The organism is Streptomyces sp. NPDC127108 (assembly GCF_042677545.1).
Classification (GTDB): Bacteria; Actinomycetota; Actinomycetes; order Streptomycetales; family Streptomycetaceae; genus Streptomyces.
Genome location: NZ_JBHXTE010000022.1, coordinates 1 through 13,042 on the forward strand (window position 1 = coordinate 1; position 13,042 = coordinate 13,042).

Sequence of the window (13,042 nt, forward strand, 5' to 3'; positions counted from 1 at the left end):
ACAGGAGGGGGCCGCGTACGCTGGTGTGCGAAGGCGCCCGTAACCGATGAGGTTCCGGGCGCCTTCGCACATGCCGTCGCCGGTCAGCCGCTCTGGTTCAGCTCGAACCAGACCACCTTCCCCGTGCTCAGGCGCGTGGCACCCCAGCGCCGCGCCAGCCTGTTGACCAGATAGAGGCCGCGTCCGCCCTCGTCCGTCGCGCGGGCCTGGCGCAGCCGTGGGAGCTGCGGGACGTCGTCGCCGACCTCGCAGCGCAGCACGTCGGTGCGAAGGAGACGCAGGGTGATCGGCCGGGTGGCGTACCGCACGGCGTTCGTGACGACCTCGCTGACGAGCAGCTCCACGGCGTCGTTCAGCTCGGTCAGGCCCCAGCGCTCCAGGGCGCTGCGGGCCAGCCTGCGGGCGCGCGACGGCGTCGCGTCCTCCGGTTCCAGGAACCAGTACGCCACGTCGCTCGGCGCGATCCCGTCGAAGCGGGCGGCGAGCAGCGCGATGTCGTCGTCGCGGTCGCCGGGGCCGAGCATGTCGAGGACCTCGTCGCACAGGGCCTCGAGGGGCGGCGGGTGGTCGGGCCCGGTGAGCTGGGCGGTGGCGGCGAGCCGCTCGCGCAGCTGCTCTATGCCCGTCCACACGTCGCGCAGGCGGGACTCCACGAGCCCGTCCGTGTACAGGAGCAGCGTGGCGCCCGCGGGCGCGTCCAGCTCGACGGCCTCGAAGTCGACGCCGCCCACACCGATGGGTGCCCCCGGCGGCACCCGCAGGACCTCCGCGCGGCCGCCCAGATGCAGCAGGACGGGCGGCGGGTGGCCCGCGTTGGCGATGGTGATGCGGTGCGAGACCGGGTCGTACACCGCGTACAGGCAGGTCGCCATGCGGTCGGAGCCGAGGCGCTGGGCCTGCTCGTCGAGGTGGTGCAGGACCTCCTGGGGCGGCAGGTCGAGACCGGCGAGGGTCTGCGCGGTGGTGCGCAGCTGGCCCATGATCGCCGCGGACGTCATGGAGTGCCCCATGACGTCACCGACGACCAGGGCGACGCGGCTGCCGGGCAGCGGGATCGCGTCGTACCAGTCGCCGCCGACGCGGGCGGTCTCGGCGGCCGGGAGGTAGCGCGAGGCCAGGCGCACGCCGGTGGCGCGCGGCAGGGTCTCGGGGAGCATCGTGCGCTGCAGCTCGTCGGCGATGTACGCCTCCCGGCCGTACAGGACGGCCTTGTCGATGCCGAGCGCGCTGTGCGTGGCGAGCTGGGCGGCGACCAGGAGGTCGTCGGCCTCGAACGGGTGCCGGTCGGGGCGGCGCAGGAAGACCGCGGCCCCGATGACCCGACGCCGCCCCCGCAGCGGCGCCAGGATCGCGCGCTGTCCGCCGGGCACCGAACGCCCCTCGCCGAGCAGCTCGGGCAGCGCCCCGAACGCCGTCGCGGCGTCCGCGAACACCGGCCGCACCCCGCGCAGGACCTCGGCGAGCGCACTGCCCACCCGCACCTCGCACAGCTCGGCGGCCGACGACAGGTCGGACTGGACCTGGAGGGCGGGCAGCGTGCCGCCGTCGGTGTCCTGGTCCTCCGGGATGCGGTCGGTGCGGCGGAGGCGGAGCAGGAGCGGACCCGCGGGGCGTTCGTCGCCCACCGGCAGCGGGTCGCGCAGATAGACGAGGATCGCGTCCGAGAACGTCGGCACCGTGGCCCGGCACAGGCCCATCACGATCTCGTCCAGGTCGATGCCGCGGGCGATGCGCCGGGTGGCGGCGCCCACGAACCGCAGCCGGTCCCCGTCGCGCCGCATCGCCGCCGGACCCGGCGGGCGGGGGCGGCCCGAGCGGCGCTCGGCGCCACCGGGGGCGCCCGGCGCGTCACCCGCGCCGGGGAGGGCCGCCGGGACCTCGGTGCCCGGTCTGGCCGCGTCGGGGCCGGGGTGGGGCTGGCTCGGCACGCCTTCGGGGGCCGGGCGCGGGCGGTGGCTGCCCGGTCCTTCCGTGGCGGGCGTGGACGACTGGGCGTGTTCGTTGCCCGTGCCCGCGTCCTGTTCACCCGTGCGCGCCTGTGCGGGCAGGGCGTTCACGCCACCGGAGCCGAACGTTTCCGTCTCCGGGGCACGCAGCAGCGCCCCGCGGGGATCCGCGGGGGCGGTTGGCCGGGCAACTGGTGCCTTGCGGCCCTCGTAGGGGCTGAGGTGCTCCGTCACGCGTTTCGAATCCGTCCGTCCGGGGCTGCGCGCCGCGCGCGCCGTCCAAGCGTTGCTCAGCCGCGTCGGCAGTGCAGGAATAACTGGTGCTCGGGTGGTACGTCGATCCTCGCCGGGGCGTACGAGTACGACTCCTCGTGGGCGATGTCGAAGCCGGCGTCCCGCACGACCTGCCGCAGTTCGTCCCGCAGGTAACCGGATACCCGGATTGTGTGCCCCAGGAACGGAATTGTCGCGTCGTCAAGGTCGGCCTCGACCATGGACAGTCCCAGCAGACCGCCGGGCCTGAGCAGGGACCGCAGCAGTCGAAGAGCAGACGGTATCTCCTTCCGGGGCAGCATCAACAGCGCGAAGAAACAGGCAATTCCGTCGAACTGCCCCACAGCGCCCGGCCCTTCGCCCGAGGGACGCAGATCCGCCAGATCCACCCGTCGGAACTCGGCCATCGGCGGCGGTACGTTCACCCGGGCCAGGTCCAGCATGCCCGCCGACAGGTCGACGCCGAGCACCGAGTGGCCCGCCTCGACGAGCTGGCGTGCCGTCGGCAGGCCCGTGCCGCAGCCCACATCCAGGATCCGGGAGCCCGCGGGGAGTTCCTCGGCGAGGCGGCGGCCCGCCGTGAGTTGGCCCTCCTTGTGCGGGAACGCGACATCGTAGGCCGAGCCGATGGCGTCGAACGCCTCGGCCTGGCCCGTGCGGTCGTGGCCGCCAGGCGCGCGGTATGCCTCGCTCACGTTCAGCCGCTCCTTGATGACATCCTGTCAGTCGCTGCGGGGGCACGAGGAGTTGCAGCTGTGCGCCCTTGCGGAGGACGATCCTACGTTTGAACCACGGGGGCGCATCAAGGGTCTCATGAGGACACGTGCGCGGGCGTGCGGTCCCAGTCCTGAGGGAGGGCGGGAATCCGCCACGACGGGTCCGGGCGCCAGCTCGGCCAGTCGTCCCCGAAAGGAGGTCCCCAGGCGCGGATGACGTCCACGGCCGCGTGACCCGCCTCCCGCACCGCCGCCGCCTTCCGTGCCGTCATCAGGCCCGCCCGCTGGGCCTGGGCGAACTCGTCCTCGTCGTGCCAGCGCCAACTTCCGTCCGGGTGTACGGAGATGTCCAGGAAGTGGTCCTCGGAGTCCACGCCGTCCCGCCAGCGGGTCCTGGGCTCCTCCAGATTCACGTACCAGTTCTTGAACCGCCAGCCCGGCTCCCAGAACAGCCACACCGACCACGGCTCGCCCGGCCGTGCCAGTTTCAGCACGCCCGTCCCGAACCAGTGGTCCCTGCGGGTCGTACGCGGCTTCGTGTACCGCGTGGCCAACGGCTCCCGATGCACCGGAGTCCCGTCCTCAAGCACCGGCTTCACGCACTCCGTGCCCGGTGCCATCCAGACGGCCAGCAGGTCCTCCTCGTCCCGCACGACGGTGACGGGCCGACAAATGTGGAACCCGTCACCGGCGTTCTCCCGATACCGCCACAGAATCTGCGCCCCCGGCTCCCACCGAGCCACCTTCACCGCGCCCACTCCGCCGTCGTCGTCTGTCATGAACAGATATTAGGGGCTGCGGGTGGGGGGCCTCGCGGGTGCGCCCCAGTCCCGCCCCTTCTCCGAAACCGGGGGCTGCCGCCCCCTGGACCCCCGCTATCGGCGCTTCGCGCCTCGTCCTCAATCGCCGGACGGGCTGAAACCATCCAGCCCCTCCGGCGTTTGAGGAGCGGGGTCTGGGGCGGAGCCCCAGTTTCGGGGAAGGGGCGGGACTGGGGCGCCCCCGCGAAGGCCTACGGCCGCGTCATCCGCAGCACGTTCAGCGCCTCGTCCAGCTGGGCGAGCGTGAGGTCGCCCCGGTCGACGTAACCGGCGTCGAGGACCACCTCACGAATCGTCCGCCGCTCGGCCAGCGCCCGCTTGGCGACCTTCGCCGCCTCCTCGTACCCGATGTACTTGTTGAGCGGGGTGACGACGGAGGGCGAGGACTCGGCGTACTCACGGGCCCGCTCGCGGTGGGCGACGATCCCGTCGACGGTCCGGTCGGCGAGCAGCCGCGCCGCGTTGGCGAGCAGCCGCACCGACTCCAGGACGTTCTTGGCGATGACGGGCAGCATGACGTTGAGCTCGAAGTTCCCGGAGGCCCCGGCGACGGCGACGGTGGTGTCGTTGCCGGTGACCTGCGCGGCGACCATGAGGACGGCCTCCGGAATGACCGGATTCACCTTGCCGGGCATGATCGAGGACCCGGGCTGCAGATCGGGCAGGCTGATCTCGGCGAGCCCGGTCCGCGGCCCGGAGGCCATCCAGCGCAGGTCGTTGGAGATCTTGGTGAGCCCGACGGCGATGGTCCGCAACTGCCCGGAGGTCTCGACGACCCCGTCGCGCGCACCCTGCGCCTCGAAGTGATCGCGCGCCTCGGTGAGCGGAAGGCCGGTGGCGCGGGCGACCTCGGCGATGACGGCGGCGGAGAACCCGGGCGGGGTGTTGATGCCGGTGCCCACGGCGGTCCCGCCGAGCGGGAGTTCGGCGAGCCGCGGCAGCGAGGCCCGCAGCCGCTCGACCCCGTACCGCACCTGCGCCGCGTACCCCCCGAACTCCTGCCCGAGGGTGACGGGCGTGGCGTCCATGAGATGCGTACGCCCGGACTTGACGACGTCCGCGAACTCCTCGGCCTTGCGCGACAGGGCGTCGGCGAGGTGGTCGAGGGCGGGGATCAGATCGCCGGTGACGGCGGCGGTGGCCGCGATGTGGAGGGAGGAGGGGAAGACGTCGTTGGAGGACTGCGAGGCGTTGACGTGGTCGTTGGGGTGGACGTCCCGGCCGAGCCGCTCGGTGGCGAGGGTGGCGATGACCTCGTTGGTGTTCATGTTGGACGAGGTGCCGGAGCCGGTCTGGAAGACGTCGACGGGGAAGTGCGCGTCCCAGCGCCCGTCGGCGACCTCGCGGGCGGCCGACACGACGGCCCCGGCGATGTCCTCGTCGAGCACGCCCAGCTCGGCGTTGACCTTCGCGGCGGCCGCCTTGATCTCGGCGAGGGCCGCGATGTGGGCGCGCTCCAGGCGCTGGCCGGAGATCGGGAAGTTCTCCACGGCGCGCTGGGTCTGGGCCCGCCACTTGGCGTCGGCCGGGACCCGCACCTCGCCCATGGAGTCATGTTCGACGCGGTATCCGCCCTGGTCAACGCCGTTGTCTCGGCCCTGCTCGCCGCTGTCGCCGCCGCTCATGTCCGCTGGTCCTTCCGTGCTTCCGGGTACGCAACTGCCTCAAAAAGTTGAGCACTTGTCTTGTTCGGAGTATTCCCAAGCCCCCTACCCACCAGTAAAAACCGTGGGTAACACGAAACCGGGGAGGCGCAATGAAGCGCGTTCAACGCGTCGGAAGAGTCGGCGCGAGCCGACTGCGCGGCACACTCACGGCGGCCGCCGCCGTCACGGTCCTGATCGGCGGGGCCGCGACGGCCGTCCCGGCTCAGGCGGCGGACCCCAAGGGGCCCGCCCCCACGGCGACGCCCCTGTCGCCGGAGCTGGAGAAGATCCGGGCCGCCGAGGCCACCAAGCTGTACGGCGATCCCGCCGAGCGCCCGCTCGCCGACCGCAAGACCGGCCTGATCTCCCTCGGCGACAGCGAGATCAGCGGCGAGGGCGTCGGGACGTACGAGCCGGGCACCAACGGCCCCGACAACTGGTGCCACCGCTCGCCGGACGCCGCCATCCACCGCACCGGCATCCCCGCGGACGTCACGTACAACGTGGCCTGCTCGGGCGCGCAGACCGTCAACATCAGGATCGGCGGTCAGAAGCAGTACGCGGACGAGCTGGTGCAGAGCGACAACCTCGCCATCAAGGCCCGCAACACCCGGATCAAGACGATCCTGCTCGTCGTCGGCGCCAACGACGACCTCCAGTTCGCCCCCGTCATGACCGACTGCGTGACCCGCTACCTCACCCTCCAGGGCCCGTGCGCGCCCAAGTACAAGGACGGCTGGCAGGCCCGCGTCGACGCGCTCGTGCCCAAGGTCGAGCAGTCCGTGCGCGACCTGCGCACCGTCATGGACCGGGCGGGCTACGCGGGCGACGACTACAAGCTCGTCGTCATGGGCTACCCGAGCCCGATCGGCCCCGACTTCCGCGACAACCCGCAGTTCCCCGGCAAGCTGGCCTGCGGGGGGCTCGGGTACGACTCCGACACCGAGTGGGGCCGCAACGAGGCCGTGCCCGCCTTCGAACGCGGCATGCGCAGGGCCGCGAAGAACTCCGGCGCGCTCTACCTCGACAACTCCCGGCTCTTCCACGGCCACGAGGTCTGCATGGAGGACACCTGGGCGCGGGGCCTGTACGTGGACCTGACCAACCCGTTCCCGCCGGACTCCAACTCGGTGCGCCAGTCCTTCCACCCCAACGCCCGCGGCCACGGCGCCTTCGCCTCCTGCCTCACCCAGCTCCACAACTCCGGCTGGCGCGAGGGCAGCTGCGCCGACCCGGCGTCCACGGGCGGCGCGAAGCTGTACGAGGGCGCCTGGGACGACGCGTACAAGCCCCTGACGAACCAGGCCACGAAGACCTGCGTCGACGTGGATGCATCGAGCAGCCGCAACGGCACCAAGGTCCAGGGCTGGGACTGCACCGGCAACCGCAACCAGACCTGGTGGTACGACTCCGCGCAGCGCTCCCTGCACACCGGACTGACCCAGGACCGCTGCCTGGACGTGCCCGACAGCGCGTACAAGGAAGGCACCGCCGTCACCCTGTGGAACTGCCACGGCGGCGCCAACCAGAAGTTCGTGAGCGAGGGCGGCACCCTGCGGCCCACCGCGGCGACCGGGCTCTGCCTGACCCTCGCGGGCGCCAAGGACCCCCTGCGCCTCCAGAAGTGCACAGGCACGCCGAACCAACGGTTCGCCTAGCCGATTCAGCCCGTCCGGCGCTTGAGGACGAGGCGCGAAGCGCCAACAGGGGGGCCAGGGGGCGAAGCCCCCGTACGGGACGGGTAGGGGCGGCGGGGGCGAAATCCATCCCCCCCCGCCGCCCGCACCCACTAGGCCAGCCCGGGCCCCCGCACCGGAATGGACGTGAACGTCGGCTCCGGAGCCGGGTTCTGGAAGAAGTCGTTGCCCTTGTCGTCGACGACGACGAACGCCGGGAAGTCCTCGACCTCGATCTTCCAGACGGCCTCCATGCCGAGCTCCTCGTACTCGACGACCTCGACCTTCTTGATGCAGTCCTGCGCGAGCCGCGCCGCAGGCCCCCCGATCGAGCCCAGGTAGAAGCCGCCGTGCGCACCGCACGCGTCCGTGACCTGCTTGGACCGGTTGCCCTTGGCCAGCATCACCTTGGAGCCGCCGGCCGCCTGGAACTGCTCCACGTAGGAGTCCATGCGCCCGGCCGTGGTCGGCCCGAAGGAACCGGAGGCGTAACCCTCGGGGGTCTTGGCCGGACCCGCGTAGTACACCGGGTGGTCCTTCAGGTACTGCGGCATCTCCTCGCCCGCGTCGAGCCGCTCCTTGATCTTGGCGTGCGCGATGTCGCGGGCGACGACGAGCGGGCCGGTCAGGGAGAGGCGGGTCTTCACCGGGTGCTTGGTCAGCTCGGCGAGGATGTCGTCCATCGGCTGGTTGAGGTCGATCTTCACGACGTTCTCGTCGTCGCCCAGGTGCTCGTCCGTCGTGTCCGGAAGGAACCGCGCCGGGTCGGTCTCCAGCTGCTCAAGGAAGACGCCCTCGGCGGTGATCTTCGCGGTGGCCTGGCGGTCGGCCGAGCAGGACACGGCGATGGCGACGGGCAGCGAGGCGCCGTGCCGGGGCAGGCGCACCACGCGCACGTCGTGGCAGAAGTACTTGCCGCCGAACTGCGCGCCGATACCGATCTTCTGGGTGAGCTCGAAGACCTTCTCCTCCAGCTCCTTGTCGCGGAAGCCGTGGCCCGTCGGGGAGCCCTCGGCGGGCAGTTCGTCCAGGTAGTGCGCGGAGGCGTACTTCGCGGTCTTCAGGGCGAACTCGGCGGACGTGCCGCCGACGACGATCGCCAGGTGGTACGGCGGGCAGGCCGCCGTGCCCAGCGAACGGATCTTCTCCTCCAGGAACTTCATCATGGAGGCCTCGTTCAGGACCGCCTTGGTCTCCTGGTAGAGGAACGACTTGTTGGCGCTGCCGCCGCCCTTGGCCATGAAGAGGAACTTGTAGGCGCCGCCGTCGGTCGCGTACAGCTCGATCTGCGCCGGCAGGTTGGAGCCGGTGTTCTTCTCGTCCCACATGGTCAGCGGGGCCATCTGCGAGTAGCGCAGGTTCAGCTTCGTGTACGCGTCGTAGATGCCGCGCGACAGGGCTTGTTCGTCGCCGCCCTCGGTGAGGACGTTCTGGCCGCGCTTGCCCATGACGATGGCCGTGCCGGTGTCCTGGCACATGGGGAGCACGCCGGCCGCCGCGATGTTCGCGTTCTTCAGCAGGTCGAGGGCGACGAACTTGTCGTTGCCCGAGGCCTCCGGGTCGTCCACGATGCGCCGCAGCTGCGCCAGGTGGGCCGGGCGCAGATAGTGCTGGATGTCGTGGATCGCCTCGGCGGCGAGCTTGCGCAGCGCCTCCGGCTCGACCTTGAGGAACGTGCGCCCGTCGGCCTCGAAGGTGGACACACCCTCGGAGGTCACCAGCCGGTACGGGGTGGTGTCCTCTCCCAGCGGGAGCAGATCGGAGTACGCAAACTCTGGCATGACGCCCAATTCCTCACTCGGCAGACAGCGGCGCGACCTCCATTGGTGGCGCCCGACCAGCGTAGAGCGCCCCGAGGGCGCCGGTCTGGTGAGGTAAGGCTCACTTGACGGCGGCGGCCGGGCCCGCCGGACGCGCACGCCGGTCACCGCGCCCCGCGTGCGACCGGGCCGCCCCTGGCGGGGGCTAGTCGCGATCTATCGCGTTTGGGTACGCTGACGGCGTGGACCTAGAGAAGCGTTCCCAGACCCCTGCCGCCAAGGCGCCCGCGCGGCTGCGCGCTTCGGACGCCGACCGAGACCGTGCCGCCGACATCCTCGCCGAGGCGCTCGCGACGGGCCGGATCGACCCGGAGGAGCACGGCGAGCGGATCGACGGGGTCTACCACGCGAAGACCGTCGCCGAGCTCGAGCCCTTCGTCGAGGACCTGCCCGCCCTCGGCGACAAGGGCCCCTCGTTCGAGAAGGCGCCCGCCCGGCCCTCGCCCGGCGAGGTCCCCGAGTCCGCCGACGAGACCCTGCACGCGGTCTTCGGCGACGCCGTCCGCAAGGGCCGCTGGCGCGTCGGCCGCCGCACGCACGCGTACGCCGTGTTCAGCGACGTCGTGATCGACCTCAGCGAGGCCGTCTTCGAGCACCGGCAGGTCGTGATCAAGGGGTTCGCGCTGTTCGGCGACGTGAAGATCCGCGTCCCGGAGAACATCTCGCTGCGCGGCCGAGGCACGGGCGTCTTCGGCACCGTCGAAGTGGACACCCTGGACGCCGAGGAGAAGGACGCACCGGTCGTCTTCGTCGAGGGCTTCGCCGTCTTCGGCGACATCAAGGCCCGCCCCAAGCGCGGCAAGCTCATCCGTGACCTGCGCGGATATCTGCGCAAGCGACTGGAGGGCTGAGCGCGCCGGACGCCGCCGCACCGCGCTCGCGTCCGCTCGACGACGACACGTTCCGGCCACCCGCGCCGTCTGGCAGGAACCGGAGCTTCCGTACACCGGGACACAGTGCATAGGCCCGCACACAGCGGGTAGAGCTTCGGGCATCGTCTCTCGCTCGCGAAGCCGTCGTCAGGAGTAGACCGTGCTGCAACCGACGCATCAGTCCCTGCAGGTCGCCGTACCGGCGGAGGGGGCCTCCCCGGCACGAGCGCAGTCGAGCGCTTGGGGCGGGGTGCCAGTGCGCGAGCGGGACCAGGACAACCCATGGCACTCCGACGCCGTGTGCCGCCGGGACGAGGCCGGACTGTTCTTCGCCCCGTCCAAGGAGCCCACCGCCGCCCGGCTCTCCCGCGAGGAGGCCGCGAAGCGCGTCTGCGCCCGCTGTCCCGTGATGGTGGAGTGCCGGGAGCACGCCCTGCTCCAGCCCGAGCCGTACGGCGTCTGGGGCGGCCTCACCGCCGCCGAGCGCCGCGTGGTCCTCGCCCGGCGCCGCCGCCGCGACCTGGAGCTCCAGAAGGCCACCCGCACCGCGGGCACCATCGCGGCCGCCGGCTGAGGCCCGCGGCGCACTTCGGGTCCGACGAGGCGGCGCGCACGAGGCCTCATCTTCGTACGACGACGGGGGCGCTCCCCGCACGGAGCGCCCCCGTCGTCGTACGCCGCGGAGTCGTCGTCTGCCGCGGCGCTGTGCTCTGCCGCGGAGCTGTCGTGTGCCGCGGTCCGGCGGAGCGCGCCTACTTGGCGCGGTCGAAGTCGATGGCGCTGTACGCGCGCAGCTTCGAGAGCCGGTGGTCGGAGTCGATCTTCCGGATGGTGCCGGACTTGGAGCGCATCACGAGCGAGGACGTCGAGGCGTTCTCGGCGCGGTAGCGCACACCGCGGAGCAGCTCGCCGTCGGTGATGCCGGTCGCGACGAAGAACACGTTGTCGCCGCTGACCAGGTCGTTCGTGGAGAGCGTGCGGTCCAGGTCGTGCCCGGCGTCGATCGCGCGCTGCTTCTCCGCGTCGTCCTTGGGCCACAGCTTGCCCTGGATGACACCGCCCAGGCACTTGATCGCGCAGGCGCTGATGATGCCCTCGGGGGTGCCGCCGACGCCCATGAGCAGGTCGACGCCGGTGCCCTCGCGGACCGCCATGACCGAACCGGCCACGTCACCGTCCGAGATGAACTTGATGCGGGCGCCGGTCTCGCGGATCTCCTTGACGATGCCCTCGTGCCGGGGCCGGTCCAGGATCATCACCGTGACGTCCTCGGGCGAGGACTTCTTGGCCTTGGCGACGCGGCGGATGTTGACCGCGGCGGGCGCGTTGATGTCCACGTAGTCGGCGGCCTCGGGGCCGGTGACCAGCTTGTCCATGTAGAAGACGGCGGACGGGTCGAACATGGTGCCGCGGTCGGCGGCGGCGAGCACGGCGATGGCGTTCGGCATGCCCTTGGCGGTCAGCGTGGTGCCGTCGATCGGGTCGACGGCGATGTCGACCTCGGCGCCGGTGCCGTCACCGATGCGCTCGCCGTTGAAGAGCATCGGCGCCTCGTCCTTCTCGCCCTCCCCGATGACGACGACGCCGTTCATCGAGACGGTGTGGACGAGGGTCCGCATGGCCCTGACGGCGGCACCGTCCGCGCCGTTCTTGTCGCCGCGGCCGACCCAGCGGCCCGCGGCCATGGCGGCGGCTTCGGTGACCCGGACGAGCTCCAGGGCGAGGTTGCGGTCGGGAGCCTCCGGGGAGACCACGAGTTCGGACGGCAGCGAATGATGCTCGGTCATCGAGGCGCACCTTTCTGATGCGATAGAAACTGCGCCCGCAGGGCGTCCTTGGAAGGGCGGTGGTGGGAGACGGGTGGGCGGCCGGATGAGGGATATGCCCTTGACTCTATCCGCAGGTCGAAAGAATGAGCAGAGGGCCCCACACGTGAGCGCCGGAGGGGGTGCGGGTCGGTGTGCCGTGGGGACCTGCGACGATTGGGGGCGTGGCAGGCAGAAATGGCAAGCAGACCGTGCGGAACATGCTGCTCTCGATGGCCGTCATCGGCATGGTCGTGGCAGTGATCTACGTCTTCATCCCGCACGACGAGTCCAAGGACCCGGTCAAGCGGGTCGACTACAGCGTCGAGCTCCTGACCGCCCGGCGGGCCGCGGCCTACCCGGTGGCGGCGCCCCAGGGTCTTCCCAAGTCGTGGAAGCCGACCTCGGTGCGCTACAACGGCGCCGACCACGACAGCTGGCACCTGGGCTTCCTCGACCCGGCCGGGGAGTACGTGGCGGTCAAGCAGTCCACGGCCAAGCCGTCCGAGTTCATCGAGAAGGCCACGCAGCAGGCGCACAAGACCGAGCGGACCCAGGAGATCGCGGGCAAGACGTGGCACCGCTACAAGGGCACCCGCTATGACGCGCTCGTCCTCCAGGACAAGGGCGCCACGACGGTCGTCGCGGGGACGGCCTCGTTCGGTCAGCTGACGGCGATGGCGGAGTCCCTGGAGATGAAGCGGACGCCGGTCGAGACCAGCGCGTAGCGGTTCCCGGTACGACGAGCGGTACGACGAGAGGCCCCCGGCGGTTGCCGGGGGCCTCTCGCGTACTGCTGGTCCTGCTGTGCTGCCGGGACTCAGACGGTCGTGATGACGTCCTCGTACGCCAGGCGCGGGGAGCGCGGGAACCAGGCGTCGTCGCCCGGCTTGCCGATGTTGACGACCATCAGCGGGGTGTGGTCGTCGTCCAGGAACTCCTTCTGCACGCCCGCGAAGTCGAAGCCGGTCATCGGTCCGGCGGCGAGGCCGGCGGCGCGGATGCCGACGATGAAGTACGCGGCCTGCAGCGCGGCGTTCAGACCCGCGGCCTGCTCACGGACGGGGCGCTCGGAGAAGAACGCGTCCTTGGCCTGCGGGAAGTGCGGGAACAGGGCCGGGAGCTCCTCGTGGAACTCGTTGTCCGCGGACAGGATCGCGACGAGCGGCGCCGTGGCGGTCTTCGGGCGGTTGCCCTCGGCCATGTGTCCGACCAGGCGCTCGCGGGCCTCGGGGGAGCGGACCAGGGTCACCCGCAGGGGGGACTGGTTGAAGGCGGTGGGGCCGTACTTGACCAGGTCGTAGATGGCCTGGATCTGCTCTTCGGTGACGGGCTCGTCGGTGAAGGTGTTCGCGGTGCGGGCCTCGCGGAAGAGCAGGTCCTGGGCGGCGGGGTCAAGAACGAGGGACATCTTTACAACCTTCTCGATGCGGTGCTGAGGGCTCCGGCGGCGGTCCTCGGGCACTT

11 protein-coding genes are annotated in these 13,042 nt (G+C 71.3%); 4 read left to right on the forward strand and 7 right to left on the reverse strand.

Annotated features, from left to right (window positions below):
- Positions 1–83: 83 nt before the first annotated feature.
- The 4 genes from ACFVHO_RS19810 to ACFVHO_RS19825 form a co-directional block, all read right to left on the reverse strand.
- The gene (locus tag ACFVHO_RS19810) at positions 84–2,180 is read right to left on the reverse strand and encodes a SpoIIE family protein phosphatase (RefSeq protein ID WP_385715973.1); all 2,097 of its coding nucleotides are present in this window, start codon (positions 2,178–2,180) and stop codon (positions 84–86) included.
- A gap of 56 nt (positions 2,181–2,236) precedes the next feature.
- Complete coding sequence (locus ACFVHO_RS19815; RefSeq protein ID WP_385715976.1) at positions 2,237–2,914, reverse strand: class I SAM-dependent methyltransferase; 678 nt, start codon at positions 2,912–2,914, stop codon at positions 2,237–2,239.
- Positions 2,915–3,030: 116 nt separating this feature from the next.
- The gene (locus ACFVHO_RS19820) at positions 3,031–3,714 is read right to left on the reverse strand and encodes a DUF402 domain-containing protein (RefSeq protein ID WP_385715979.1); all 684 of its coding nucleotides are present in this window, start codon (positions 3,712–3,714) and stop codon (positions 3,031–3,033) included.
- A gap of 233 nt (positions 3,715–3,947) precedes the next feature.
- On the reverse strand, positions 3,948–5,381 hold the full coding sequence (locus ACFVHO_RS19825) for a class II fumarate hydratase (RefSeq protein ID WP_385715982.1): 1,434 nt from the start codon (positions 5,379–5,381) through the stop codon (positions 3,948–3,950).
- A 131-nt stretch (positions 5,382–5,512) separates the two neighbouring features.
- Between ACFVHO_RS19825 and ACFVHO_RS19830 the strand changes: the two genes are divergently transcribed.
- Positions 5,513–7,060 carry a ricin-type beta-trefoil lectin domain protein gene (locus ACFVHO_RS19830; protein ID WP_385715985.1) on the forward strand — a complete coding sequence of 516 codons (1,548 nt, stop codon included), beginning with the start codon at positions 5,513–5,515 and terminating at the stop codon, positions 7,058–7,060.
- 131 nt (positions 7,061–7,191) lie between these two features.
- Here ACFVHO_RS19830 and ACFVHO_RS19835 read toward each other — a convergent pair whose 3' ends face one another.
- Entirely contained in the window at positions 7,192–8,859 is a 1,668-nt protein-coding gene (locus ACFVHO_RS19835) for a fumarate hydratase (RefSeq protein ID WP_385715988.1), read from the reverse strand.
- Between the two features lie 221 nt (positions 8,860–9,080).
- Here ACFVHO_RS19835 and ACFVHO_RS19840 point away from each other — a divergent pair, with 221 nt between their 5' ends.
- Complete coding sequence (locus ACFVHO_RS19840) at positions 9,081–9,749, forward strand: DUF1707 domain-containing protein (protein WP_385715991.1); 669 nt, start codon at positions 9,081–9,083, stop codon at positions 9,747–9,749.
- A gap of 181 nt (positions 9,750–9,930) precedes the next feature.
- Positions 9,931–10,344, forward strand: a complete 414-nt coding sequence (locus ACFVHO_RS19845; protein ID WP_385715994.1) for a WhiB family transcriptional regulator — start codon at positions 9,931–9,933, stop codon at positions 10,342–10,344.
- Positions 10,345–10,522: 178 nt separating this feature from the next.
- Here ACFVHO_RS19845 and glpX read toward each other — a convergent pair whose 3' ends face one another.
- Entirely contained in the window at positions 10,523–11,557 is a 1,035-nt protein-coding gene (gene glpX / locus ACFVHO_RS19850; RefSeq protein WP_385715997.1) for a class II fructose-bisphosphatase, read from the reverse strand.
- A 203-nt stretch (positions 11,558–11,760) separates the two neighbouring features.
- Here glpX and ACFVHO_RS19855 point away from each other — a divergent pair, with 203 nt between their 5' ends.
- The gene (locus tag ACFVHO_RS19855; protein ID WP_385715999.1) at positions 11,761–12,303 is read left to right on the forward strand and encodes a DUF4245 domain-containing protein; all 543 of its coding nucleotides are present in this window, start codon (positions 11,761–11,763) and stop codon (positions 12,301–12,303) included.
- A gap of 92 nt (positions 12,304–12,395) precedes the next feature.
- On the opposite strand, the gene ACFVHO_RS19860 is transcribed toward ACFVHO_RS19855, so the two are convergent.
- Positions 12,396–12,986, reverse strand: a complete 591-nt coding sequence (locus ACFVHO_RS19860) for a malonic semialdehyde reductase (RefSeq protein ID WP_385716002.1) — start codon at positions 12,984–12,986, stop codon at positions 12,396–12,398.
- Positions 12,987–13,042 lie beyond the last annotated feature (56 nt).

Excerpts from the sequence above, each read along its gene's own strand:
- ACFVHO_RS19830 (WP_385715985.1), top strand. The coding sequence starts at position 5,513 with ATGAAGCGCGTTCAACGCGTCGGAAGAGTCGGCGCGAGCCGACTGCGC.
- glpX (WP_385715997.1), bottom strand. The coding sequence starts at position 11,557 with ATGACCGAGCATCATTCGCTGCCGTCCGAACTCGTGGTCTCCCCGGAG.
- ACFVHO_RS19835 (WP_385715988.1), bottom strand. The coding sequence starts at position 8,859 with ATGCCAGAGTTTGCGTACTCCGATCTGCTCCCGCTGGGAGAGGACACC.
- ACFVHO_RS19820 (WP_385715979.1), bottom strand. The coding sequence starts at position 3,714 with ATGACAGACGACGACGGCGGAGTGGGCGCGGTGAAGGTGGCTCGGTGG.
- ACFVHO_RS19825 (WP_385715982.1), bottom strand. The coding sequence starts at position 5,381 with ATGAGCGGCGGCGACAGCGGCGAGCAGGGCCGAGACAACGGCGTTGAC.
- ACFVHO_RS19860 (WP_385716002.1), bottom strand. The coding sequence starts at position 12,986 with ATGTCCCTCGTTCTTGACCCCGCCGCCCAGGACCTGCTCTTCCGCGAG.